This window comes from Actinoallomurus purpureus (assembly GCF_024055795.1).
In the GTDB taxonomy this organism is placed as follows: domain Bacteria; phylum Actinomycetota; class Actinomycetes; order Streptosporangiales; family Streptosporangiaceae; genus Actinoallomurus; species Actinoallomurus purpureus.
Window position 1 is genome coordinate 666,894 of the sequence record NZ_JAMXMY010000001.1, and the last position, 24,290, is coordinate 691,183.

General features: G+C 70.3%; 22 protein-coding genes and 2 pseudogenes. 15 read left to right on the forward strand and 9 right to left on the reverse strand.

Going from position 1 to position 24,290, the window contains the following annotated elements; translation table 11 throughout:
• Window positions 1-448: 448 nt before the first annotated feature.
• Both NE236_RS03040 and NE236_RS03045 read right to left on the reverse strand, forming a co-directional pair.
• Window positions 449-823 carry an MFS transporter gene (locus tag NE236_RS03040; protein ID WP_252840221.1) on the reverse strand — a complete coding sequence of 125 codons (375 nt, stop codon included), beginning with the start codon at window positions 821-823 and terminating at the stop codon, window positions 449-451.
• Window positions 816-1,565 (reverse strand): SDR family NAD(P)-dependent oxidoreductase, encoded by a 750-nt coding sequence (locus NE236_RS03045; protein ID WP_252840222.1) that lies wholly within the window; start codon window positions 1,563-1,565, stop codon window positions 816-818. Before NE236_RS03045 ends, NE236_RS03040 begins: the two co-directional genes overlap by 8 nt.
• Window positions 1,566-1,666: 101 nt before the next feature.
• Between NE236_RS03045 and NE236_RS03050 the strand changes: the two genes are divergently transcribed.
• Complete coding sequence (locus NE236_RS03050; RefSeq protein WP_252840223.1) at window positions 1,667-2,410, forward strand: TetR/AcrR family transcriptional regulator; 744 nt, start codon at window positions 1,667-1,669, stop codon at window positions 2,408-2,410.
• A gap of 215 nt (window positions 2,411-2,625) precedes the next feature.
• Complete coding sequence (locus NE236_RS03055) at window positions 2,626-3,138, forward strand: recombinase family protein (protein WP_252840224.1); 513 nt, start codon at window positions 2,626-2,628, stop codon at window positions 3,136-3,138.
• On the opposite strand, the gene NE236_RS03060 is transcribed toward NE236_RS03055, so the two are convergent.
• Complete coding sequence (locus NE236_RS03060) at window positions 3,101-4,342, reverse strand: MFS transporter (RefSeq protein WP_252840225.1); 1,242 nt, start codon at window positions 4,340-4,342, stop codon at window positions 3,101-3,103. The two genes, NE236_RS03055 and NE236_RS03060, sit on opposite strands and share 38 nt — an antisense overlap.
• Window positions 4,343-4,441: 99 nt before the next feature.
• Between NE236_RS03060 and NE236_RS03065 the strand changes: the two genes are divergently transcribed.
• Window positions 4,442-5,527 carry a helix-turn-helix domain-containing protein gene (locus NE236_RS03065; protein WP_252840226.1) on the forward strand — a complete coding sequence of 362 codons (1,086 nt, stop codon included), beginning with the start codon at window positions 4,442-4,444 and terminating at the stop codon, window positions 5,525-5,527.
• Window positions 5,528-5,721: 194 nt separating this feature from the next.
• On the opposite strand, the gene NE236_RS03070 is transcribed toward NE236_RS03065, so the two are convergent.
• Window positions 5,722-6,984, reverse strand: a complete 1,263-nt coding sequence (locus NE236_RS03070; protein ID WP_252840227.1) for a Tn3 family transposase — start codon at window positions 6,982-6,984, stop codon at window positions 5,722-5,724.
• A 176-nt stretch (window positions 6,985-7,160) separates the two neighbouring features.
• On the opposite strand from NE236_RS03070, the gene NE236_RS03075 reads away from it, so the two are divergent.
• Window positions 7,161-7,355 (forward strand): hypothetical protein, encoded by a 195-nt coding sequence (locus NE236_RS03075; RefSeq protein ID WP_252840228.1) that lies wholly within the window; start codon window positions 7,161-7,163, stop codon window positions 7,353-7,355.
• Window positions 7,356-7,756: 401 nt separating this feature from the next.
• Here the strand turns inward: NE236_RS03075 and NE236_RS03080 are convergent.
• Window positions 7,757-8,134 (reverse strand): annotated as a pseudogene (locus NE236_RS03080) (DUF4158 domain-containing protein); the annotation flags it as partial.
• A 482-nt stretch (window positions 8,135-8,616) separates the two neighbouring features.
• Here NE236_RS03080 and NE236_RS03085 point away from each other — a divergent pair.
• Genes NE236_RS03085 through NE236_RS03095 form a run of 3 tightly spaced genes read left to right on the forward strand, consistent with a single transcriptional unit; the run spans window position 8,617 to window position 10,275 of the window.
• Window positions 8,617-9,069, forward strand: a complete 453-nt coding sequence (locus tag NE236_RS03085; RefSeq protein WP_252840229.1) for a helix-turn-helix domain-containing protein — start codon at window positions 8,617-8,619, stop codon at window positions 9,067-9,069.
• The gene (locus NE236_RS03090) at window positions 9,059-9,439 is read left to right on the forward strand and encodes a DUF4180 domain-containing protein (protein WP_289849686.1); all 381 of its coding nucleotides are present in this window, start codon (window positions 9,059-9,061) and stop codon (window positions 9,437-9,439) included. Before NE236_RS03085 ends, NE236_RS03090 begins: the two co-directional genes overlap by 11 nt.
• Window positions 9,436-10,275 (forward strand): alpha/beta fold hydrolase, encoded by an 840-nt coding sequence (locus NE236_RS03095; RefSeq protein WP_252840230.1) that lies wholly within the window; start codon window positions 9,436-9,438, stop codon window positions 10,273-10,275. The genes NE236_RS03090 and NE236_RS03095 overlap by 4 nt, the downstream gene beginning before the upstream one ends.
• A 113-nt stretch (window positions 10,276-10,388) precedes the next feature.
• On the opposite strand, the gene NE236_RS03100 is transcribed toward NE236_RS03095, so the two are convergent.
• Complete coding sequence (locus NE236_RS03100) at window positions 10,389-10,895, reverse strand: MarR family winged helix-turn-helix transcriptional regulator (RefSeq protein ID WP_252840231.1); 507 nt, start codon at window positions 10,893-10,895, stop codon at window positions 10,389-10,391.
• Window positions 10,896-10,983: 88 nt separating this feature from the next.
• Between NE236_RS03100 and NE236_RS03105 the strand changes: the two genes are divergently transcribed.
• From NE236_RS03105 to NE236_RS03120, 4 genes and pseudogenes are all read left to right on the forward strand, one after another.
• The gene (locus NE236_RS03105) at window positions 10,984-11,397 is read left to right on the forward strand and encodes a nuclear transport factor 2 family protein (protein WP_252840232.1); all 414 of its coding nucleotides are present in this window, start codon (window positions 10,984-10,986) and stop codon (window positions 11,395-11,397) included.
• A gap of 154 nt (window positions 11,398-11,551) precedes the next feature.
• Window positions 11,552-12,136, forward strand: a pseudogene (locus NE236_RS03110) (recombinase family protein); the annotation flags it as partial.
• A gap of 390 nt (window positions 12,137-12,526) precedes the next feature.
• Complete coding sequence (locus tag NE236_RS03115) at window positions 12,527-13,084, forward strand: RNA polymerase sigma factor (protein WP_252840234.1); 558 nt, start codon at window positions 12,527-12,529, stop codon at window positions 13,082-13,084.
• On the forward strand, window positions 13,077-14,264 hold the full coding sequence (locus NE236_RS03120; RefSeq protein ID WP_252840235.1) for a CU044_5270 family protein: 1,188 nt from the start codon (window positions 13,077-13,079) through the stop codon (window positions 14,262-14,264). The genes NE236_RS03115 and NE236_RS03120 overlap by 8 nt, the downstream gene beginning before the upstream one ends.
• 135 nt (window positions 14,265-14,399) lie before the next feature.
• Here NE236_RS03120 and NE236_RS03125 read toward each other — a convergent pair whose 3' ends face one another.
• Complete coding sequence (locus NE236_RS03125) at window positions 14,400-15,710, reverse strand: MFS transporter (protein WP_252840236.1); 1,311 nt, start codon at window positions 15,708-15,710, stop codon at window positions 14,400-14,402.
• A 751-nt stretch (window positions 15,711-16,461) separates the two neighbouring features.
• Entirely contained in the window at window positions 16,462-19,734 is a 3,273-nt protein-coding gene (locus tag NE236_RS03130; protein ID WP_252840237.1) for an ATP-binding protein, read from the reverse strand.
• A 119-nt stretch (window positions 19,735-19,853) separates the two neighbouring features.
• Here NE236_RS03130 and NE236_RS03135 point away from each other — a divergent pair, with 119 nt between their 5' ends.
• The 3 genes from NE236_RS03135 (at window position 19,854) to NE236_RS03145 (ending at window position 22,478) form a co-directional block, all read left to right on the forward strand.
• Entirely contained in the window at window positions 19,854-20,495 is a 642-nt protein-coding gene (locus tag NE236_RS03135) for a hemerythrin domain-containing protein (protein ID WP_252840238.1), read from the forward strand.
• Window positions 20,496-20,557: 62 nt separating this feature from the next.
• Window positions 20,558-20,983 (forward strand): DUF4267 domain-containing protein, encoded by a 426-nt coding sequence (locus NE236_RS03140; RefSeq protein WP_252840239.1) that lies wholly within the window; start codon window positions 20,558-20,560, stop codon window positions 20,981-20,983.
• A gap of 184 nt (window positions 20,984-21,167) precedes the next feature.
• The gene (locus tag NE236_RS03145; RefSeq protein WP_252840240.1) at window positions 21,168-22,478 is read left to right on the forward strand and encodes an FAD-binding oxidoreductase; all 1,311 of its coding nucleotides are present in this window, start codon (window positions 21,168-21,170) and stop codon (window positions 22,476-22,478) included.
• Window positions 22,479-22,524: 46 nt separating this feature from the next.
• Here NE236_RS03145 and NE236_RS03150 read toward each other — a convergent pair whose 3' ends face one another.
• On the reverse strand, window positions 22,525-23,244 hold the full coding sequence (locus NE236_RS03150) for a hypothetical protein (protein ID WP_252840241.1): 720 nt from the start codon (window positions 23,242-23,244) through the stop codon (window positions 22,525-22,527).
• 444 nt (window positions 23,245-23,688) lie between these two features.
• Between NE236_RS03150 and NE236_RS03155 the strand changes: the two genes are divergently transcribed.
• Entirely contained in the window at window positions 23,689-24,123 is a 435-nt protein-coding gene (locus NE236_RS03155; protein WP_252840242.1) for a hypothetical protein, read from the forward strand.
• Window positions 24,124-24,290: the final 167 nt, after the last annotated feature.

Here is a 24,290-nt window from a genome sequence, read left to right on the forward strand (position 1 = left end):
CTGCGCACCTACCTGCTCGACTGGTTCAGCGGCAAGCTCTGACGCCGGACGACCTGTTCCAGGGCCTCATGGGCCGGAAGCGGTTTGGGGTCCCCGGAGCAATCAGCGACAGATGAACGAACCCGTCTTTGACCTGCAATTATCTGGGTTCAGGTGCGGAATCGATCGGTTGGTCGGGCAACAGCCCGGCCAGCGCAGTCCGCACCGCGGCCCGACTTACCCCCTGCGAGCGTGCGAGCGCTGCGATTGAGGCGCTCTGATCCTGGAACGCCGCCCCCTCTCTGCCAGACTGCTGTGAGACATGGGACGAATGAGTCCTCTTGATGCGAAGCAGGGCGAGACAGGACGATTGCGACAGTGACGATGACCCTCGCCGACCAGGCCACGATGACGGGGCAGGATGGTCGGGTGACCGATGAGCAGCCGGGCCGGCCCAAGCGGCGGACGTTCACCAAGGCTTACAAGGCGCGGATCCTGCGCGTGCGGTGACCAGCACCTCGAAGTTCGGGGCGGCCCTGCCGACCGCTGAGGCGGCGCCGAAGGCGATCAGACCGGTCATGAACATCACCCGCCGCCCGACCAGGTCCGAGATCCGGCCCGACAGCAGCAGGCTGCCGAACGCCAGCGAGTAGGCGGTGACGATCCACTGCCGGTCGCCCAGGGAGAAGCCGAGGTCCTTTTGCGCGTCGGGCAGCGCGATGTTCACGATCGTGACGTCGAGCACGTCCATCAGCTGGCCGAGGCAGATCACGGCCAGGATCCACCAGCGTCGCGCGTGCGACCGTGACGCGGCCGTGGCGGTGGCCGTCTGGGTCTCAGCCACGCGGGGCTCCGTCGGGGTGCACCTGGCCGTCGCGGAACAGCCCGCCGGTCGGGCCGTCTGCGTCGAGGGTGGCGGCCCACACGACGCCGCGCGCGCTTTCGGCGGCGGGGCGGTCCGTGTCGTCGTCACCGCGTTCGGGGTGGGTGGCGGTGTCGCCGGGGTCGACGGCGTTGACCAGGATCGGGGTGCCGGCGAAGGCGCGGGCTAGGACGGTGGTCAGGGCGTTGAGCATGTACTTGGCCATCGAGTGCGCCGGGGCGCGCAGGCTCGCGCCGAGATCGAGCCCGGCGGCGATCTGCAGGGCCGACAGGCTGGAAACGTTCACGATCCGCGCGGCGGGCGCGGCGGTCAGCAGCGGCGTCATGGACTGGACCAGCCCCCACGGGCCGATCACGTCGATCTCCATCGCCGAGCGGACCGCGTCCAGGTCGGCCCCCAGCGCGGAAAGGGTCCTGAAGTCGGGCATGTCGCTGGCGTTGTTGATCAGAGCGTCCAGGTGGCCGAAGGTGCGGGTGAGGTGGTCGGCGGCCTCATCCATGCTGGCCTGATCAGTCAGGTCCAGGCGCAGGGCGGTTGCCGCGTGCCCAGCCTGGCGCAGTTGCTCGGCCAGCGGCTCGGCGCGGGTGACGTCGCGGGCGGTCAGGACGACGTGGTAGCCGAGTTCGGCGAGTTGGCGGGCCACGGCGAAGCCGAGCCCGGCCGCGCGGCTGGTCCCGGTGATCAAAGCGGTCTTGGTGGTCATGGTGGTGTGCCCCTTTCGGGTAAGTTAACGAACTTTGTTCATTAGGTATGAACTTAGATCTATATAGCGAACTTAGTTCGTGTCAAGTTAGGGTGACCCTCATGGCTCCAGACCCCAAGCAGCGCCGGGCGGCCCGGCACGCCCAGCCCGGCGCAGCGACCGAGGCAGCGACCACACCTTCCGCGGCGCGCAAACCCCCCATCACGGTCGACCGGATCACCGACGCCGCCTTGCAGGTCGTGGCCACCCAGGGGTATGACGCGTTGACGATCCGCAGCGTCACCAGCGCGCTCGGCACCGCCCCGTCCTCGCTGTACGCCCACATCGTCAACAAGGCCGACATCGACGACCTGCTGATCGGGCGGTTGTGCTCGGAGCTGGTACTGCCCAAGCCCGATCCGGCGCGGTGGCGTGAGCAGATCCGAGACGTGTGCGCCCAGATCCGCGACCAGTACCTGAGGTACCCGGGCATCTCCCGGGCCGCGCTCGCGATGGTCCCGACCAACCTGGAAACCTTGCGGGTGAACGAGGGGATGCTCGCGATCCTGCTCGCCGGGGGCATCCAGCCGCAGACCGCGGCCTGGGCCATCGACGCCCTCTCGCTCTACGTCGCCGGCTACGCGCTGGAGACCTCCATGGTCCAACAGCGGCAGAAAGACCCGGACGCGACCTGGGTCCTGACCCAGGACCAACTGGTCGACCGCTTCAACGCCCTGCCCCAGGCCGCCTTCCCCAACACCAGGCGGTACGCGACCGAACTCACCTCCGGCACCGGACACCAGCGCTTCGACTTCGCCCTCGCGCTGCTCATCGACAACCTCGCCCGGCAGGCACCACCCGCCTGATCACGGTGAGCGGATCCACCCACCGGCTCCAGACGAGGAGATCAGACCCACCCCGCGCCCCCGGGCGTTCATCTAACGAACGTCTGATGAACGTCGGCGGGAGCGCGTCTGGGTGAGCCGCCGTGTCTCGTCAAAGCGTTCATCTTGCCGTTCATTTTCCGGTAGCGCTCAGCTACCCCTCACGGCACGTTTGATGAACGGAGGGCGCTCTTTCCATGGCGCTCATCGGCCTGGTCCGGGTCAGCACCGACAAGCAGAACACCCAACGGCAGCACGACGCCCTCGACCCCATCTGCTGGAAGGTCTTCGAGGAGAAGACCAGCGGCAAGCTCGCCACCGACGACCGGCCCGCGCTGCTGAACGCGCTGTCCCACACCCGCGACGGCGACCTGCTGACCGTCCAGGAGGTCGACCGCCTCGGCCGCAACCTCCTGGAAGGACTCATCGTCCTCAACGACCTGTTCCAGCGCGGCGTCGGCGTCAAGGTACTGGAAGGCATCGCCGCCGGCGAGCACACCGCCCTGCGCGGACCGGGCACGGGCTGGGACCTGCACGAGTACCGCCACTCCGCCCTGACCCATCTCGGCGAACAGGGCGCCTCGCTGTTGATGCTGATGGCGAAGTCCCACCACAAGAAGCCGGAGAACGTCCGCCGCTACTTCAAGCCGTCCCCCGAGGCGATTGCCGAGCTCACGAGCTTGCTCGCGCCCGGCGCCAGCGACCGCTGAGCCGTGTTCCTTGATCCTTCTCGGTGGCAACGGCGGAGGCGGACAGGAGCGTCGCAGCGGCGAGGCTGCCCCAAAGGGCGGCCGGGCCGTGGGGTGCGAGAGCGGTGATGACCGCCGGGGAGACGGCGAGGCCGAAGCCCGTGGAGAGCTGGAAGCGGGCGAGGGCGCGTCCCAGGACATGGGCCGGGGCGATGGCGGTGACGAGCGCGGTGGCGCTACCGGCATAGATGATCTCGCCGATGGTGCAGACCACGGACACCGTGGCGACGGCCGGGGTACCCCAGCCGTGTCCCAGTGAGGTGGCCGCGAGGAAGCCGAGGTAGGACGCGGTGACCACCACGCCGGCGATTGCCAGCACGGACCGGCGGGGGAAGCGGGACATCAGGACGGTGACCGGAACCTGCAGGGTGACCACCATCACCGTGTTGGTCACAAAGATGGCCGCCGGCCACATCGGGGAGGCGTGCATCTGCGTCACCAGGACCAGAGGGAGCGCGATTTCGGTGACGTTGAGGCAGAAGGCGTAGATCACGTTGGCGGCCAGCAGCGCGCGCATCCGGGGTGCGGGCTCGTCGTCGTTGTCCTTGGCCGCGGCAGCGGCTGGATGCGCGTGTAGGTGGACCGACCACGCCAAGGCCGCCGCGGCGAGGTAGGCGAGCCCGGTGACGGCTGCCAGCGCCTGCAATGCGGTGGTGCCGCCCGCCAGGCATGCGGTGGCGAGGAGTCCACCGGCACCTAGGCCGGCGTTGCGCAGGGCGCGGCCCCCTGCGAGGGCGGCGTCGCGTTCGCGGCCGTGGGCGACCGTGGCCACGAGGGCGGCGTGGGCGGCCGGCCATGCCTGGTTGCCGATGCCGAGGAAGAGCGCCGCCGTCGCGAACAGCCAGACGTGCCTCGCTGGGGTGGCCAGCAGCAGCGCCACGCCCAGCACCCGCACCAGCATCGACGCTGCCACGACCGTGCTGCGTGCGCCCCGGTCCAGCCATCGGCCCACCGCGGGCATGCATACCAGACCCATGACGGCGCCGACCGTCATGGCGATGCCGGTGACCGACGCGGACAGCCTCAGCACCGTCACCCCGTAGAGCAGCAGAAAGGGCCGCAGCAGGCCGGTGCCGAGCGCGTCCACGGCCAGGGCGACGGCATAGCGGGGGCCTCCGGAGGCACGGACGAGGGCGCGGGGCTGGATCTTGGTGGTGGTTGCCATGGCGTCAACGGTGCGTTCGGCCGCCGGGCCGACTATGTCGGTTGACGGACACCGTCAATCGACGCGGTCGTCGGCCATCCGACCAGCGATGATGAGCGGATGACGTTGAGGATCGACATCGGCGGCCTGCCGTCCGGGCGACTGCGGTTCGCTGCCTCCCCGCTGGCCGAGCTGACCGCGATGCTGCACGTGCTGGCCGAACCCGGGCATCACCCGCAGCTCGCCGGCTGGGCCGGGGATGTCTGGGCTGGGCTGCGGCCGGAGCTGGCCGAGCGGCTCAGGGAGGCGGAGTTCCTCTGGCGTTCCTCACGAGCCGACTTCCTGGTCCCCGCTCGTCCCCGGCAGACCCTCGCCGAGGAGTTGGACGACGTGGACCGGATCGACGATGAAACCTATGTGACCGCCGCGCTCGTCACCACGTGCGGCAGCAACCGGGTCCACTTCGCCGCGCCGTCGCCGCTCGCCGACGCGACGGCGCGCGAGCGGGCCCTGGACCTGGCCCAGGCCCGCGGCGCGCTCCAAGAGGCATTCGCGGAACGGCTGCTCGCGGACCCGGCCGTCGTGCGGGCGCGGGTGCGTCACACCCTCGAACTGTGCGCCGAGTCCTTCTTCGACGCCGCCTGGACGGGCGTCGCCGTGCAACTGGCCACCGACCTGCGCCTGAAGAACGACCTGCTGAAGCGCCAGGGCATCGGGGCGGCACTCGCATCGGTCTCCAGCGCGGTCACCCTGGCACCGGACGGCAACTGCATCATCGTGGACAAGCTGCAGGACAACGCGACCGCCGCCCACGGCACCGGGGTCACCTTCATCCCCAGCGTCTTCGGCCGCCCGCACCTGGTGGTGGTCCACGCACCCGGGTGGCATCCGGTGGTGCAGTACCCCGTCGCCGAGCCGAGTCCGGCGGAGCCGGTCTCTCTGGAGACGGTTACCCTCCGGCTGGAGGCGCTCTCGCATCCGGTACGGCTGCGGCTGCTGCGCACCCTGGCCCGCGGCCCGCACACCACCGGCGAGCTGGCCCACGCCTGGGAACTTTCACCCCCGGAGGTCTCCCGCCACCTCGCCGTCCTGCGCCGCGCGGGCCTGCTCACGGCCCAGCGGCACGGTCGTTACGTCCGCTACACCCTCAATCCGCCCAATCTGACGGCGCTGGGGGCCGACCTGCTGGCGGCCGTACTGCGCTGAGTAGCTTCGGTCTGCCAGAACGCGGGGTGACCGCCGCCTTCGCAACATCGTCCGACTCGGCAGGCCGCCGAGCAGTACCGGCGCGGCCGCCTGCTGACCTCGGGCAGCCAGCGGTCGCGCTGGCTGCACCGCCGAACGCTCCCCCCTGGCCAGACCCCGGGGGCTTCCTGTCCGGCCGTGCGGGCCAGGGCCTGTCACTTCTCGTCGGTCGCGTCAGGGTCGCGAAGCGGACGCAGGCCGCCGGGCACGTCGGGGAGCTGGAAGGAGTACCGGCCGAGCATGTTGATGTGGTGCCGGACGAACGGGGAGAGGCGGGCCACGTCCTCGTCACGAACGTCGAAGCCCTCCGCCCGCAGCTGGTTCACCGCGGCATCCATGTACCGCGTGTTGAAGAGCACGAGGGCATTGAGGACCAGGCCCAGGGCGCCGATCTGGTCTTCCATGCCGTCCTGGTAGCGCTGGTAGAGCTGCCCCGAGCGGCCGTGGAAGATCTTCCGGGCGAGGGCGTGGCGGCCCTCCTGGAGGTTCGCCTGGCTCTTGATCTGGCGGCGGTAGCCGGGTTCGTCGGCCAGGCGCAGGATGTGCAGGGTCTTGGCGATCCGCCCGTAGTGTGGGATCGCGTCGCCGAGCGGCGTGGGGCGGCCATCGCGGGACAGTATGCGGATGACGTCGTACGCGCGCACGGCGCCGGTGTGGATGGATCCGATGATCCGAAGGATGTCCTCCCAGTGCCGTTCGATCCTGGCGAGGTCGACCCGGCCGCGGGCCGCGTCCTGGAAGGCGCCGTAGTCGGCGGTGCGGTCGATGCGCCACATCTTCTGGTCAGGTAGGTCCGCCAGCTGCGGTGCGTACGCGAACCCGGCCAGGGTGAGCAGTCCGAAGACGACGTCGCTGTAAGAAGCGGTGTCGGTGACGATCATCTCGGGGCGTTTGCCCCCGTCGCGGTCGTAGAGGACGTCCAGCACGTACAGCGAGTCGCGCGGGGTGCCGGCCACGACCTTCCCGCCCAGCCCGGCGGCCTTTTCGTTGATCATGTTGAGCCAGGTGGCGCCGCCCCGGCGGCCGAAGTACTTCGGGTTCGGCCGCGCGTACACGCTCGGCACGGGTACCACGAACCGCATCCCGTCGACGGAGGCGACCAGGCCGCCGCCCCACGCCTGTGCGAGGCCGATGGACGCCTGGTGCTCGATCAGCGTGGCGTTCGCGGCCCGGTACGTCGCGAGCCGCAGATACGTCTGGTCGACGTGGGACAGCCGCCCGTACTTCAGCGCGTCGACCCCACCGATGACCGGCGTGTAGCCGACGTTGCAGCTGTGCGCGACCAGGAGCGCGGCGATCGTCACGTGCAGGTCCTTCAGCCGCGCCTCGCCGCCGGTGACTGAGGTGAACGCCTGGTCGGCACCGGTCCACGAGAACACCTCCAGCAACACCTCCGGCAGGTCCACGCGAGGCAGCATCGCGTTCACCGCGGCCCGCAGGTCCAGCAACGAGGCCGGTTCGGGCTCCGGCTCCAGCGCGGCGATCGCGGCGGCCAGCTCGTGCCCGGGGCACGACCGCCTCGATCCGCTCCCACATCGCCTCGAAGGTCTCCACCTGTGGCCCAGTCACCTCGCCGGTGTCGGTGTCGGTGTCGGTGTCGACCAGCTCGCTCGTGGTGTCGAACACGACCTGGAACGCGGTTGCCAGCTTCGCCGAGGCCCGCTCGACCCGCGGCAGCGTCTTCATCTTCTCCTTGACCGTCTCCCGCTCCGCCTTGGCCAGCAGCTTCGTCGCGATCAGTATCTCCAGCAGGTCCAGCGCGTCGTCCACGGCCCGGGTCGTCAGGTAGACGGTGGTGGCCAGCAGCGTCGCCAGACGGCGGGAATCGCCGTGTCGGCGCAGCAGCGACGCCTTGCCGTCCACGCCGTACCGGGACAGCTCCGCCAGCCGCCGTGGCGGGATCGCCGAGACGTCCAGGTCTCCCATCCCGAGGGCGGCTATCTCCTCCGCCCGCTGGAGCGACCACTTCATCTGCGGGCCCGATACCCGCACCGGACCGCGCCGCAGCCGATCCAGCTCCGAGACCCGCTCTCCGGGCGGCACGGTCAGCAGCGAGTCCAGCACCGCCCGCTGCCCGACATTCAGCAGCCCGTACAGGGTGTCCCACAGCCGCTGGTTCGCCGCCTCACGCACGGACGCGACCAGCCGGGTCAGCGTCGTCACTCCGGGCAGCAGCACGCGGCGCTCGCGCAGCCAGCCGACCGCCGCGTCGAACAGCGCCTTCGGCCCCTCGCCCGTCGTCCAGGCCCGCGCATCCACCCACGCCCGCAACTCGGTCTCCGCCTCGGCGAACTCCCGGTACTCCAGGACCCGCCGCAGCTCCCGCACGTGCTCCAGCCGGGTGTTCTCCCGCTCGCCGTACGCCTTCAGCACCGACGCGTCCGTGATGTCGAGCTGCTCGGCGAGGTAGTCCACCACCTCCACCGGCACGTCCGTCGGGTCGTCCAGGAACACCCCGAGATACCGCGCCGTCGTCAGCTGCACCGCGAAGCCCAGGCGGTTGTGCGCCCGCCGCTTGCCCTCGATCAGCTCCCGATCCGCGTCGTCCAGGAAGAAAAACCGCTCCAGCGCGGCACATGTCGCTCACGCCATCGCAGGCGGACAGACACCCGGCCTGCTGCATGCCGCCCCGTCAAGGGGGAGACAGTTCCTCAGCAACGCAGCACACGCCGCGGCAGTAACCGGCGTCCAAGCGACCTACGCCGTAGCCGGAGCCGTCGGCATCCTCGCCAGCCTGCTCGTGATCGTCCTCATGCGACCCCCCAGAACTCACGCCGCCCGCCAGGACGAGCGCCCGCCCATCCCACAGCCGACGCGGCGCTGACATTCCTCAGCCACCGCTCGGCCTTTGTGCCGAGCGGTGGGTTGGGGCCGTGGTCATATCCGGCCGAGAATTCCCGCTAAGCCGTGCTCTTGGGACCTGACGTGCGGCTGCGGGGCGGATTAGGGAGGTCTTGGCGTACGTTCCGGTTCCGTCGCCTGGGCGTGTGCGGGAGTCCAGACTACCTAAAGTTCCCTATCACTCCCTTAATCACATACATTAGGGAGCGATGGATGACAAAATGTATTCGGTCGAGGCGGTCGCGGACCTCCTCGGACTTCATGTGCGCACGGTGCGCGGCTACATCCGGTCCGGCCGGCTCAAGGCGGTCCGGATCGGCAAGCAGTACCGCATCGCCCGTGCGGACCTGGAGGAGCTGACCGGGAAGCCGGAGTCCGCGACCGAACGACCCGCCGCCGCGCTGGTCGAGGTGTCGAGCATCGTCCAGGTCGACGACGTCGACCGGCGCACGGCGGACCGGCTGAGCACGTTGGTTCTGAGCGCCGCGCAGAGCGGCTCCGACCCCGGCCAGCCGCTGCACATCCAGGTCGTCCACGAAGAGAAACGGCGCATGAAGATCGTGATTCTGGGCGGCGCGGCGGCGACGGCCGAGGTGCTGCAACTGATCGAGGCCGTGCTCGGCGAGGGCGGCCTGCTCGGGAGGGAGGCCGATGGTGACTGACGTGGTGCAGGAACGAGCCGGGGTTCCGGTGCTGGTGTGCGACCCGGACGGTCCGCTGATCGCCACCATGGACGACGCGCTGGATCTGATCGGCTCGAGCTGGACCGACCAAGGCGTCGAGGTGGTGGCGGTGCCCGCGGACCGCCTGGATGAACGGTTCTTCTCGCCGGGCACCCGTTTCGCGGGCGAGCTCATGCAGAAGTTCGTCAACTACCGGCTGAAGCTCGCGGTCGTCGGCGACATCTCCTCATATCTGGCGGCCAGTTCTGCTCTGCGCGGGCTCGTCCGCGAGTCGAACAGGTCCGCCCACGTGTGGTTCGTTACGGATCTCGACGCACTCGACGCGCGACTGGCGGTGCAGGCGTCATGACCATGATCTACAAGTCCGAGGTCGGTGGACGCGAGCTCCTCGACCACTACCGGCAGGTGCTGGACGCCTGGCCGGTTCCGGCCGAGCACGTACGGGTGCCGACTCGGGAGGGCGAGACCTTCGTCCTCGTCTCCGGCCCGCAGGACGCGCCGCCCCTGGTGCTGCTGCACGGCTCGGGCGCGAACGCGTCGATGTGGTGGGGAGATATCGCCACCTGGTCTCAGCACTTTCGCACGTACGCTGTCGACCTCGTCGGAGAGCCTGGTCTGAGCGCGCCCTCGCGTCCCGCCCTGGACTCCGACGCCGTGTCACTCTGGCTGGACGACGTACTGGAAGGGCTCGGGATCACCGACGCCGCGTTCGTCGCCATTTCCCTCGGCGGCTGGATGGCCCTGGACTACGCCATCCGCCGTCCAGAACGAGTGACTCGCCTGGCGTTGATGTGCCCCGGCGGCGTGGGGCGGCAGAAGGTCGGCTGGATCTTCAAAGCCCTGCTGACCCGTCCGTTCCGGCGCGGCGGACTGCGCGAGTCGGTGATGGCTGTTGCAGGCCTGGACGCGGAGAAGGACCGGCAGGCGCTCGACGCCGTCGTCCTGACGTTCACGCACTTCAACCCGCGCAGGGAAAAGCTCCCGGTGTTCCCCGACGACGCGTTGCGCGGCCTCGCCATGCCCATACTCGTCATCGTCGGCGGCCGTGACGTCATGTTCGACTCCCGCCAGACCGCGCGGCGCGTCCGTGAGTGCGTCTCGCACTCGACCGTGAACCTGCTCCCCGAGGTCGGTCACGCCATCTTCGGCCAGGCCGAGCCGATCGCCGAGTTCCTCCGGGCCTGACGTAAACCCTGTGGCACCCTCCGAGCAGAGGACGCCACAGGGTTTACCTCAACAGTTCCACCCGAACGTATTTCACGCGCCACCGTCACCGAGGCCGGCACCACCTTCATGCTTCACCCGTGACGCCGCGTACGCCGCGGCCGTGATGTGACCGGTGGCACCGCTTCCGGCAGCCGATACTCACCCCGTTGGTGGTGCGTGAGCAATTGAGTGAGCAGGCGGGTCAAGGTCTGCCTGTCCTCGGCCGGAAGCGGTCCGAGTAGGTCGTCCTGCACCTTGTCAAGTGCTCGGTCCATACGTCGCAGTTGCCGCTCACCCGCCGTGTTGAGGGTCACCATGTTGCGCCTTCGGTCATCCGGGTCCGGCGTCCGCTCGACGAGACCCTGCTCGGCCAGCTCGTTGATCGCCGCCACCACGTCGCTGCGGTCCATGCTGCACCGGCGGCCAAGCTCGGCCTGACTGGCCACCCCGAACTCGTCCAGCGCGGCCAGGATCCGGTAGTGGTACCCACGCGCACCCACCCCGCCGAAGCCGTCAGACGCCAACCGGTGGGCGTGCACTGCCAGCTGGCCGAGCAGCCAACTCGGCTTCGCGGTCAGGCGTGCGGGGGTCTGTTCCACGGCAGCCACCCTACATCGTTGGCGTAACCAATGAATCTGTGTATCGTTGGCGATGCCAATGTTGGAGACGCCAACGAAAGAGGATGTCATGTCCACGGATACCCTGATCGCCGACCGTCTCGAGATCGCCGACCTGTTCACCCGCTTCGCGCGCCTGCTGGACGAGGAGCGGGTGAAGGATCTAGACACCGTCTTCACCGACGATGTGGCGGTGCACTCGCCGCGCGGGGGCGAACTCCGCGGCATCGACAAGGTCCTCGGCTTTATGCGACAGGCTGAGGTCGAGGGGCAGCACACCCAGCACACGACCACTGACCTGCTGGTGGACGTCGACGGCGACCAGGCGACTGCCTCGGCGAACTCGATCGTGTACTACTACCGCGACGGCCAGGCACCCCACTTCACAGGCGGCCTGCGACAGTACTACACCGCAGTACGGACGCCGGCGGGCTGGCGAATCCGCGAGGTGCGGATCATGCCCGCCTGGACACGCGAGAACTGATCTCTCTCCGGGAAGCTGCCGACACCACGGGAGTGGGGCACGCCCCACCGGCAAGCACGTCGTCTGGGTAGCGGTCGGATGGCGCTTGGGGGCGTAATCGGTCAATTACGCCCCCGCAGCGGATGGGTACCGGAATCCATCTCGAACGGACGACCCGATGACGAAGCTGTTCGTCACCATGCTGGCGGGCGTGCTGGAGTTTCAGCGGGACATGATCTCGGAGAACACCCGCGAGGGCGTGGCCGCCGCGGCCGCGGCCGGCAAGACGCTGGGGCGACCGGCCGCCCTCGACGCGCGGGCCGCGGCGGCCGTGGTCACCGCGGCCCGCGCAGGGACCGCCATCAAGGTCCTCGCGCGGGAACACGGTGTCGACCCGCGCACCATCCGCCGGACCCTCGACGCCGCCGGTGCGCGCGAACTCTCCCACGACGTACAGCCAGACCCGCCCAAGCACGTGCCGGACAACCGGCCGACGACGCTCGACGTTCCCGGGCTGCTCGCCGAACACCTGCAGAACGCCCCGGACGACACGGTCCGCGACGCACTGCCGGATGGGTGGGTCATCCGCCGAGGGCAGGGCTACTCCCTGCGCCTCCCCGCCCCGCTCACCGTCCACCAGGCCGCACTCCAGTTGTGCGCGGCCCTTGCCGGGGACGGGGCCACCCCGGCCGGCCGCAAGGCGTACCGCACGTACGCCGACCGGGTCGAATCCGCCATGCGGACTGGTTGTCGCCGCTGACCAGGAGACACACGCCGCACTGCTGAAGATGATCAGCGATCCGATCTCATCTGGCCGGTAGACCGGTCCTCGCCGGACATCGTCGCAGGTCAGACATATATCCGAACGTACGCCAAGAGCCTCATGGGCCGAGAGCCATCAGCACTACCAGTGAGCTGCGAGAACGGACCTAGCGTACGTTTTCGTTCCGCCACACTCTGACCCCCGACGCCTTTCCATGAACGGTCATGGGCGGCGCGTCCCCGCCGCCGTGATCAAGTGTCCGCGCTCGTAGCGGCCGATCCACCGCGGGCACACTGATTTTCCGGGCCGCTGCCGCATCGGGGAAAGCGCGAGCCGGTTGCGGGTGATACCCATGTGACCGCCATCCACGCCATGGAAAGGCACCACATGACAGGGGACCCCCCGCCCGACCCGGCCGAGCGTTTCGACGAGGTCTTCGACGTCTACTTCGCCGAGATCCACCGGTACGCGGCCAAGCGGCTCGGTCCGGACGCCGCCGCCGACGTCGCGGCGCAGACGTTCCTGGAGGCGTTCCGGCACCGTCGGCGTTACGACCCGATACGCGCGGGCGTGCGCACCTGGCTGTACGGCATCGCGACCAAGGTGATCAGCAGACACCAGCGGACCGAGACGCGCGCGCTGCGGGCACGCGCCCGCCTCGGCCCGGGCCGCCACGCCGAGGAGCACACCGAACGGGTCGATTCGCGGGTCAGCGCCGAGGGACTTCGCGGCGAGCTCGCCGGGGCGATCGCGGCGCTGCCGCGCGGGCAGCGCGACGTGCTGCTGCTCGTGGCCCTGGCCGATCTCAGCCACGACGAGGTCGCGGCGGCGCTGGGGATCTCCTATGGCACGGTCGGCTCCCGGCTGAACCGTGCCCGAACCAAGCTGCGCAAGGCGCTGGGCGGAACCAATCCGATGCTCACTTTGGAGGAACAGCATGGATGAGGTGCGGATGGTCCGGGACTTCTATCCCGAGCCCGCCCCGCCCACCGCCCGGGAGGTCGCCCGGGCGAAGGCACTGCTGAACAAGCCGCCGCGCCGTTCACTGCCCCGGCTGCGGTGGGGGCTGGGCGGCGTGGTCGCGGCGGGCGCGGCGGCGACCGTGGCGATCACGCTCGTCGGGGGGAACACCTCCGGCGGGGGGAACACGCCCACGCCGCTGCGCACGGTGAACCTGGGCCCCAAGGGGGCGATCCTCGCGGCGGCGGAGAAGGCCGAACAACAGCCGACCGGCAACTACTGGTACACCGACATCGTCGCAGGCCAGTCCTACATCATGCGCCCGAAGACCGGGACCTACGCGATCACCGGTGCGGCCGACGAGTCGTTCCACTGGACCGGCGCGAAGCCCGGCATGGGGGAGGTGTACCACGGCCGCGACCTGCCGGCCCACCCGCTGACCAAGCAGGACGCGGCGCTGTGGCGCAAGGCCGGGTCGCCGTCGAGCTTCCGCGTCTGGTCGAACGACCACTACTACACCTATGCCGCCAAGGGAACGAAGTGGAGCGCGAACGGTCCGGAACGCGGCATCGACCCGCGTGGCGGCGGGGACTTCCTGGGCAAGTCGGTAAAGGACCTGCAGAACCTGCCGACCGACCACGCCAAGCTCGCCGCGATGTTCCTGAGCGAAACGGAGATGAGTAAGGCGCTGGGCCAAGCGGGGAAGAAGCTGTCGCCCGAAATGGAACAACGCCTCCGGCAGGCCGAGCCCTACTTGAAGATCTCAAGGGTGGCGGGGATCCTGGGGCAATCCCCGGTCCCGCCGAAGGTACGGGCCGGCCTGATGCGGGCGCTGGCCACCCAGCCGGGCATCCACGCCATCGGCCGCGACACCGACCCGCTGGGCCGCCCGGGCGTCGCACTGGCCTCCGACGAACGCACCGTGACGGTCACCGGCGAGTACGGCGGGCCAAAGGCCGAACAGGGGACCTACCGCTACCGCGCAGTGATCATCTTCGATGAACGAACCGGCGCGGTGCTGTCCCGGCAGAACGAGCTGACCAGGCCCGGCGGCCCGTACGCGGAGATGAAGCCTGGCTTCATCATCGAGTACCAGGCCGTCCGCTCGACGAACTGGACCGGCACCAAGCCGAAGCCCTCGGCCGAACTACCCTCCTTCGGCTAACCCTTCGGCCGCTCCATCAGCCGGGTCTCGACGCCGTCCAGGACGGCCTCCAGGCCCACGGTGGAAGGGCCATCCAGTGCCTCGTCGCTCTCGTTCGCCCAGACCTGGCGGGCGGGGGTGGCGAGGCGCGGCCGTTCAGCGGCCGGGCGCTCCGGCCGGTGACTCGCGCGACGCGTGACCGGCCCGTTCGCGCAGGCGGTCCATCTCACGCCATTCCGGCCGCAGTCCGGTCAGGTTCGTCGTGAGGAAGTACGCGGTGCCGCCGGCCAGCAGTACGGGCACCAGCCCGCACGCCGCCACCGCCGCCCCCGCGATCAGGCCGCCGAGAGGGATGCCCGCCCAGGCCAGTGAATCGCCCAGTGCCCTGACCCGGCCGAGAAGCCGGCGCGGGATTCGTTCGAAGGAGATCGCTCCCAGGATCGGGTTCAGGAAGCCCGCGCCGAACCCGCCGGTGGCGAACACCGCGAGAATCGCCCACATCGGTGCGTGGGAGGCGAGGATCAGGAATGGTGGTGCGCCGGCGATCAGGAACGCGGTGAAGAAGACCAGACGCCGGCGCATCCGGTGTGCGATCGCGGCGGCGACCAGGCTCCCGAGAAGCGCCGCCCCACCGTGGGCGCCGCTGTTCAGACCGATCGCGGCGGCTCCGTTGCCGGAGTCCTTGGCCCACACGGGCATGAGCACCGTGGTGAACGCCGCATCCAGCAGGTTGGTGATCCCCACCATGACGCTGATGGCGAGCAGCAGCGGCTCGCCGCGCAGGAAAGCGAATCCCTCACCGAAACGCCGCCAGTACCCCGGCTCCGTCTCCGCGTCGGCGGATCGGGCCTGTTCCGCCGCGTGTCCCACGCCGCGCGGCAGTACCAGGGCGGTGATCGCCGATCCGAGCGCGAAGCAGCCGGCGTTGAGCACGAGCCCGGTCAGCGGACCCAGCAGCGCCACCAGGGCACCTCCGGCCGCTGGGCCGAGCGTGGAGGCGAGCCGCGCGGTCGCTCCGGCCAGGCCCGTGGCCTTCTCCATCGGTATGCGGCTGCGCTCGGCCGCCGCCGGGACCATGATCTCCTTGGCCAGGTCGCCGGGGCCGCGTGCCGCGCCGATCAGCGCGACCAGGGCCAGCAGCACCGGAAAGGTGAGCCGGCCCCAGGAGTGGAGCAGGGGAATCGCGGCGGCGGCGCTCGCGCTGGCCAGGTCGGTGCTCCAGGAGACGACCCGCGGGCCCGCCCGGTCCACCAGCGGCCCGGTCAACGCCTTGACCAGCACGTACGGGGCCATCTCGCAGAACGACACCAACCCGGTCCGCGTGGCGCTACCGGTCGTGACGAGCACGAACCACGGTAGTGCGATGGCCGATACCCGGGTGCCGGTCAACGACACCGCCATCGCCGCGAGCAGCCCACCCAGCGGCCGCAACGGCCGCTTTCCCGATACGCCGTCGGCGCCCGTCACGATCTCCCCGTCGCCGCCGCTTCAGTCTTGGTGATCACCGTAGATCACTGCGGCAATGTCCCTCAATTGACCGGTTCCTGAACAAGGTGGCAGGGGATCGGCCGTCGACCAGGCAGATCGGCGAGGGTCTGCGAAGTCCGCCGGAGATCCGCCGGGACCAAGGGGCCACGGCCAGGAGCGCCCAGGCGTTGCCCTTGGCCCTCCACTCGGGTCCGTGCGACCAAGTGAAAAGTAGCTCTGCATAGTCGCGGTTACTGTGGGTCGTCGGTTGCGCCCAGCAGGTCGGCCACAGCTCGCATTAGGGGTCCAGCCAAGGTGCGTGCAAAAGGGGCCATGACGTGATCTTGGAGCGGTGACACACCAGTTCACGGCCGTTCTTGGGCCTGTAGTCGGTCGCGCTGGTCGCGGGTGAGAGGCTGGAGCACGCGGGCCGGGCGAGGGCGGGGGATCTCTTCGGTTTGGAGGACGCCGAAGTCGGCGTTGGCCTGGGCGACGGCTTCGGGGTATGCCTGGCGCTTCTCGTGTTCGGCGAGCGCCCGGTAGATGCTGGCGAGGCCCCGTTCTGACCCTTGCGCTTGCCGGTGGGAATGATCAGATCGGGGCGGATCTGCTCGACGGACTCGCCGTTCGCGCGGCGCCGCAGCACGGTGTAGAGCATGTCGTCAGTGATGACGGATGGTCGGCCGCCGTGCTTGCCCTTGCGGGCGGCGGCGTCGAGTCCTTCGAGGGTGGCTTCGCGGATGTTCTCGCTTCAGCGTTCCTGTGGGGGCGAAACATGGACGCCGAGGGCAAGATCGGCGTGTGTTCGGGCGTCGGCGGACCAGTGGGGGGCGTTCCACTGGTCGGCGATGGCGGCGGCCTGGGCGAAGTGGGCGGCGGCCTCGTCGTCGCGGCCGAGGAGGAGGGCGAGTTCGGCGAGCGTGTGGGCGACCGGACGCAGGGCCAGCGACAGGCTCTCCGTGCCGGCCGGGGGACCGTCGCGGTGGGGGAGCAGGTCCGCGTAGATCTCCGCGGCGGCGTCGCGGTCGTTCAGTGCGACGATCGCCATCGCGCGCAGGCTAGTCAGGAAGGTGAAGAAGAAGTCGGGCCGGATCGGGCTCGGTGACGTGCGGGCCCGGCGTGCCTCGTCGCTGCGGCCGGCGGCGTGGAGGGCGAGCGCGAGCAGGTCGGCGACCATCGGGCCGAGCGCCTCGTGGAGAGCGCGCACGTCGTCCAGGTGGTCGCCGAGCGTGCCGTCGTTCAGCCAGATCGCCGCCAGCGCGAGGCGGAGGAAGCCAGCGTGCACCGATCCGGCGCGTTCCATGTGTGCGGTGGCCTCGGTGTAGAGGCGCTGGGCGTCGGTGAACCGGCCCTCGATGAGCACCAGGGTCGCCAGCGCGATCTCGGTGGCGCTGATCGCCTCCGGCATCCGGTAGGCGCGGGCGAGGTCGAGCGCCTCCCCGGTCACGCGGCGCATGGTCGCGGGGTCGTTGGCCGCGGCGGCGTTCGCGGCCTGGTCGATCAGCCCGGTCACGTGGTAGACGGGCAGGTCGTGCTCGACGCCGATCTCCACCAGCTCGCGGGCGTACTCCTCCCGCCCGGGGTCGCTGGCCAGGACCAGGAGCGCTGCGGCCCGGAGGCGGGGATCGGTGGCGAGGTCGAGTGCTTCCCGCGCCGCCGCCATGACCGTCGGATCGTCCTCGCCCACCAGCTCGTTGGCGTACGCGATGAGCAGCCGGGACCGCACGTCGGGGGCGAGACCGGTCCGCTTGAGCAGGCGGCTGAGGCGGCCGACGATGGGACGGTCGACCGTGCCGTACGTGCGGGCCTGCCAGGGGGTGGGCTCGGTCCAGGCGGTGAACGCGGCGATCATCAGGTCGTCGCGGCCGATCGACTCGGCGTACTCCACGGCCTGCTCGCGTGTGTCCCTGGCCGCAGCGACGGCCCCGGCCCTGATCTGCGCGCGCAGCAGCCTGCCGAGCAGGCCGACGCGCTCGTCCGGTTCGCTGGAGTTGGTGACGGCGTCGGTGAGGAGTGCGGCCGCCACGTCGTGGGCGTAGCGCGCCTCGGCCAGTTCGGCGGCCCGTACGCAATAAGCGACGGCCTTCGGTGATCCCGCTCGCGCATAGTGATGGGCGAGCGCCGCGACGTCGCCGGTGCCCTCCAGGGCGGCGGCGATCCGGGCGTGCATCCTGGTGGCCCGCAACCGGGTGAGGTCGGTGACCAGCGTGTCCCTGACCAGCGCGTGAACGAACCGGACGCGCCCGGGCCCGGGTTCGTCGAGCAACCCGGCGATGACGCCCGCGTCCAGCGCGTCCAGCACGCCGTCCTCGTCGGAGTCGGCGGCCTGCACGAGCACGTCCACCGAACTCTCCCGGCCGGCCACCGCCGCCAGCCGCAGGACGGACACGCCGCTCTCGGGGAGCCGTGCCAGCCGGCGCCGCAGCACGTCCCGTACGCCCTCGGGGACCTCGGAGAGCGCGACCAGCGTGCCCTCGCCGGTCAGCAGCCGCGCGCTCTCCCGCACATAGAACGGGTTGCCGCCGGTCCGCTCGGCGATCCCGGCCACGGTCGCGTCGTCGGCCTCACACTCGGCACGTACGAGCTCCGCGACGGCGTCGCCTTTCAGTCCGGGCAAGTCCAGCCGGAGGGGCACGGTGCGGGCGAGGGACCCGAGCGTTTCGGTGAGGCGCTCGCTCTCGTCCGCGCGGTACGCCGCGACGACCAGGATCGGGGCCCGCGCGCCGACGCCGCCGCCGAGCAGTTCCAGCGTGGCGGCGTCCGCCCAGTGGAGGTCGTCCAGGACGACGGCGACCGGCCGGTCGGCGGCGGCCGCCGCGAGCCAGTTCCACACGGCCTGCCGGAGCCGGAACCGCCCGGCCGCCGCGTCATCGTCCACCGGCGCGGAGTCGGAGAGCAGCGGCGCCAGGTCGTCCGCGAACTCTCCCGGAGGAACGCTCACGGCCACCTTCCGCAGCGCCTCGACCCACGCCCACGCGGGCGGCGCGCCGTCCACCTCGGGACAGCGCCCGGCGGCCACGAGCCACCCGTCCTGTCCGAGTCGCGCGCCGAGGTGCTCCAGCAGCGTCGACTTGCCGAGCCCCGCCTCCCCGGTGACGAGCGCGACGCGCGCCCCATCGGCGGTGGCCTCCCCGGCGGCCGCCACCAGTGCCGCGAGCTCGCCCTCCCGCCCCACGAACGTTGTCGCGCGGGGCCCGTTGTTCGGAGGCGGCGGCGCGGTTGCCCAGGGCCGGGGCGTGTCCGCGGGGGGCGGAGGGACGGCCGCGCGGAGGACGTCCGTGCGCTGGGTGAGGATCGCCTCTTCCAGGGCCACCAGGTGCGGGCCGGGGTCGAGGCCCAGCTCGTCGGCGAAGGTGGCGCGGGCGCGGCGGAGCGCGGCCAGCGCGTCGGCCTGGCGGCCGCTGCTCCACAGCGCGAGAGCGTGCATGCGCCAGCCCTCCTCGCGCAGGGGAGCGTCGCGGGTGAGGCCCTCCGCCTCGGGTACCACCGCCCCGGGGTCGCCGAGCCGCAGTCCCGCGGCGATGTGCAGTTCGCGGGCGACCAGGCACAGCTCGTTCAGCCGGGCGGTCTCGGCGGCGGCCCACGGCTCGTCGGCGACCTCGGCGAACGCGGGTCCGCGCCACAGCGCCAGCGCCTCGTCCAGCCGGGCGCGGGTGTCACGGGGATCGGTGAGCGTACGGGCCTCGTCGAGCAGCTCCTCGAAGCGCCATGCGTCCACCGCCCCCGGCGGCAGCCGCAGTGCGTAGCCGGGCGACGCGCTCACCAGCAGGCGGGCCGGGGTCCGCGGCGGGCGGCCGGGTTCCAGCAGGCGGCGCAGGTTCGACACGTACGCCTGCAACGACGCCAGGGCGCGCGACGGCGGTTCGCCGCGCCACAGGTCCTCGACCATCCGGTCGACCGGCACGACTTGCCCGCGCGCCGCCACCAGCAGGGCCAGCACGCCGCGCTGCCGCGGTCCGCCGAGGGGAACGGGCTCGCCGCCGGCCTCGGCCGCGAACGAGCCCAACACCCTGATCAAGACCATGAGGTGACACATCGTACGCGCGGCCGCCGCACGCGTTCCAAGTCGGCTCCAAGTGCCTTCCAAACCCCCGGGAGCAGTCTTGAGCACGTCGAACAGAACAGATGAGGGGGCAGGAACAGATGAGCGTCAACACCCAGGACATGGAGATCGTCCACCGCGCCTTCCGCCGCGAGTCGCGGCTGCTGATGGAGCTCGTCGCGGCGGTCGCCCCGGGCGACACCGCTCGCGCCAAGGTGATCGCCGACCACTTCCGCGACTACCGGCTGGGACTGAAGAACCACCACGAGGGCGAGGACGAGTTGCTGTGGCCGCCGCTCCTGTCCCGGGTAGATCTGGAGGCGGACATCGTCCTGCGCATGGAGGCCCAGCACGAGCGCGTCGCGGCCACGCTGACCAGGCTGGACGCCGCAGTCCCGGCGTGGGAGGCCACCGCCGGAGCCGACGAGCGCGACACCCTCGTGGCGGTCCTCGCCGATCACCGGGCGGTCCTGCTCGAACACCTCGACGACGAGGAGGCCACTCTTCTTCCGCTCGCGGCCGAGCACATCACCGAGCAGGAGTGGGCCGCACAGGGCGACCACTTGGTGGCCAACACGCCCAAGCTCACCCTGCTCACGCTCTTCGGCCTCGTCCTGGAGGACGCGAACCCGGCCGAGCGCGCCACGCTCCTCTCCGCCCTCCCCGCGCCGGTGCGCGGCATCTGGCACGTCATCGGCCGCCCCCGCTACGCCCGCCACATCCGCCGCGTCCGCGCGGCCTGACCAGACCCCAAACCCCACGCACGACTCACCAAGCTCACCGAAGACTCGCAAGGAGAAGAACAATGTCGCTAAAGAAGATCAACACCGTCCTGGCCGCCGCCTTCATCCTCTTCATCCTCTGGTTCGGGATGGAGTTCATCCTGAGCCCGGAGACGACCGCGCCGGGCTTCGGCCTGCCGAGCTGGCCGTCCGGCGACGGCGACGGCTTCCTGATCATCAAGGGAATCCGCGACGTCGTCTTGGCCCTGGTCCTGGGCATCCTGCTGGTGACGGGCCACCGCCGGGCGCTGGGCTGGGTGCTGCTGGTGGAGGCCCTCGCCGCGTACGGCGACATGACCAACGTGCTGGCCCACCACGGCTCCGTGGCCACCGCGCTCGGCGTCCACGGCCTGACCGCGACGCTGATGGTGGTCAACGGCCTGCTGATGATGCGCGAGACCCGCAAGGTCGCGGCCGCTCCGGCGACGCCCGCCCCGCAGCCCGCCTGATTCCATCGCCCCGCAGAGGGCCAATAGGGGATTGAGGGGACAACTCATGCTCAGCAACATCGCCACTGTGCTCGCCGGACTGATCGGCGCCGTGGTGATGCTGGCGATCAGTGTGCTCCTGCTCGTCGCGTAAACCGCGCGGTCCGGCAGGTGCATTTCCGAGAACTTGAAGAGGGAGACGACTATGACGATCAACGATGTGCGCGGTGTCCTCAAGGGGCGCGTGCTCCTGCCTGATGACGACGGCTTTGGGCAGGCGGCCACTGCGTGGAACCTCACCGTCAGGCAGCCGGTCGCGGCTGTGGTGGAGGCCGCGGACGCCGATGACGTGGCGGCGCTCGTGCGATACGCACGGCGGGCGGGTATGACGGTGACCGCGCAGCCGAGCGGGCATGGCGCCTCCGGTGATGTGGAAGGCCTGATTCTGCTGCGTACCGGCCTGCTGAACGAGGTGGAGGTACGCGCGGAGGAGCGCGTGGCTCGGGTGGGCGCGGGCGTGAAGTGGGGGCAGGTACTGGCGGCGGCCGGACCGCTGGGTCTGACCGGCCTGTCCGGCAGCGCGCCGGGAGTCAGCGTGACCGGCTACACCCTGGGTGGTGGGGTCGGCTGGTTCAGCCGCAAGTACGGCTTCGCCTCCGACAGCGTGCGGGCCATCGACATCGTGGACGCCGATGGCGAGCCCGGCCGGGTGACCGCCGAGTCCGATCCCGAGCTGTTCTGGGCGCTGCGCGGCGGTGGCGGGGACTTCGCGGTGGTGACCGCCCTCGAACTCGAACTGTACCCCGTGCCCACCATGTACGGCGGGCGCGTCATCTGGCCGGACCACCTGACCAGAGAGGTGTACGACGCATTCCTGGAGATCACCGCCGAGGCGCCGCGTGAACTCAGTGTCTGGATCAACCGGCTCCAGCCACCTGGTGCGCCGCCGATGGTCACGCTGGATCTGGCCTACCTGGGTGAGGCGGCTCAGGGGGAGGACCTGCTGGCTCGCCTCGACAAGATCGAGGGCGCGATCTCCGACAGCCGCGGCGTCGTCCCGGTTGCCGACCTGGGTGACATCACCGCCGAGCCCACCGACCCGGCCCCCACCATCACTCGTGCCGAGCTGCTCACCGGCCTGGACACGGACGCGGTGGAGCTCCTGCTGGCCAAGCCGGTCGAACCACTCATCAGCATGCAGATCAGGCACCTGGGCGGAGCGCTCGCCGAGCCGGGCGGCGGGGCCGGTGCGAGCGGCGCGGTGGCTGAGCCGTACCTGCTCGGCCTGCTGGGCCTCGGCCTGCCGCACGCGGCCGATGCGACGCGCGCCAAGCAGGCCGAGGTCGTGGCCGACCTGGAGGCATACATCAGCGGCCGCAAGCCGTACACCCTGCTGTCCCCCGGTGACACGGCGGCGAAGTCCTTCTCCGGCAGCGCGCTCGCGCGGCTGCGGGAGATCAAGCGGGCCCGCGACCCGCACAACGTGTTCCGCGCCAACTACCCGGTGCTCGTCTAGACCGGCTCCGCCGTTGCGCCGTCGACGGCCAGGACGATCCACAAGCTCACCTGTCCTCAAGGGTGGTCAGGTGAGCTGTGACGTCGTCGGCGAAGCGGCCCAGCAGGCGGCCGAGGTCTGCACGGTCGGGGGCGGACCAGTGGGCGATTGCGCCGGTGAACCAGGGCGATGGAGCCCGCGCGGCCACCGACCGGATCTGGCAGAACCTCACCCAGCGCCCGGGCGGTGGAGCGGTCGTCGGCCGGTCCTGCTCCTCGGTACGCAGCCCGGTCGACGTCACGGGGTGCCTCCTCAGCTGGAAGAACAGGTGACGCCCGGACAGCGCCCGTGCAACGGGCTCGCCATACTCCAGCGGAAGGATCACGTCCCGGACGCCGGAGCCGTCCCGGTAGGTGAACCGGAAGGTCAGCGACGTGCCGTGCACCGGACAGGTGCCCGGCGAGGTGCCGGCCTGCCCGACGCCGCGCAGGAGGATCCGGAAACCCTGCCCGGGCGGCCGGTCGGGCATCGGCTCCGGGTCGATCCGCTCACCGTTCTCGGCGAACACCGCGCAGGTCAGCTCCAGGCATTCCTCGACGATGAGGGAGACACCACAGCCGTCCGGGAGCAGGCCGTCTCCGGGGGCAGTCCAGTGGCTCAGCCCGTAGAACCCCAGCCAGGCCCCGGCGTCGACCGGCAACGTGATCAGGTGCCGGTCCCGGTGACCGGCCGGCTCGGCCGGGTCGTGGTCGATCGCTTCGGCCGCCGACGGCAGGACCGGTTCCATGTCTTCTCCTCCCGCGGGATGCCATCTGAGGCACATCCTCGACGGGCGACCCCCCGCCCGACCATCCGGGAGAACACTGACAGCCGGTGAGCGAACCGCCCGGTAAGTCCTCGAGTCACCACGGCGACTCCGGGGAACACGCGAGCCGGCTCCGTTGAGCCGACGTCATGTCGGGGTCCCGGTAGTCCTACCGATCGCTACCGGGACCCCTTGAACGAACGCACCAGCCCCCGGCCGGCACCTCGCCACCAGGCCTATCCCCGAACACATTGCAATGCCCGCAATGCGCCGCCAGACCAACCAGCGGGGGCCCGCACTGCGTCTAGCCGCTCGCGGCCGATTTGTCCACCCTTGCAATAATCCATTTCATCATGCAAAGTCGCGATCATGGGCCCTGCGCGACGTATGCGGGGGATCGACACGGAGCCTAACTGGGAGAACCCAATGATGAAACTGCTGCGGCGGGTAAGCGTTATCGCACCTGTAGCAGGCGTGCTGGCTCTGGGCCTGGCGCTTCCTGCCCTCGCAGACAGCGGCGTCGTGTCCACCACCGGGGCGTATGCCGCCGCGAGCTGGGACTGGAGCGGAGACAACAAACTCATCAACGTGAGCTACTCCATCCAGGACACGGCCTGCGATGACAACCCGGTGTTCGCGCAGCTCCTGGTGCAGACGAACTCGGGGAGAGTCGGCACGACGAAACGTTACAACTACAACGGCTGTGGTAACTGGCAGGGCTATTCAGGACTGTCCTTCACTTCGAATAACGGCCCCATTCACGGGGTCTACGTCTATGTCTGCACGGACGGCTATCCGCACGGTCTAGGCGGCGGCGATGTATGTGCCGCAAGCGGCTACATCAACAACCCGAACGACTAACCCTGATCATTCACCCCCGGCTGACGGCTGAAGAGCGGCGGTTCACGGCCGCGCTCAAGCCCGTGCCGGAGTTCGGCGAGGGCTACCAGATGGCCGTATGGCCCGGCACCGGCCGCTACTACCTGGTGCAGGCCTGACGCCGTGAACGCGGGGTGGATCTGGGTCTT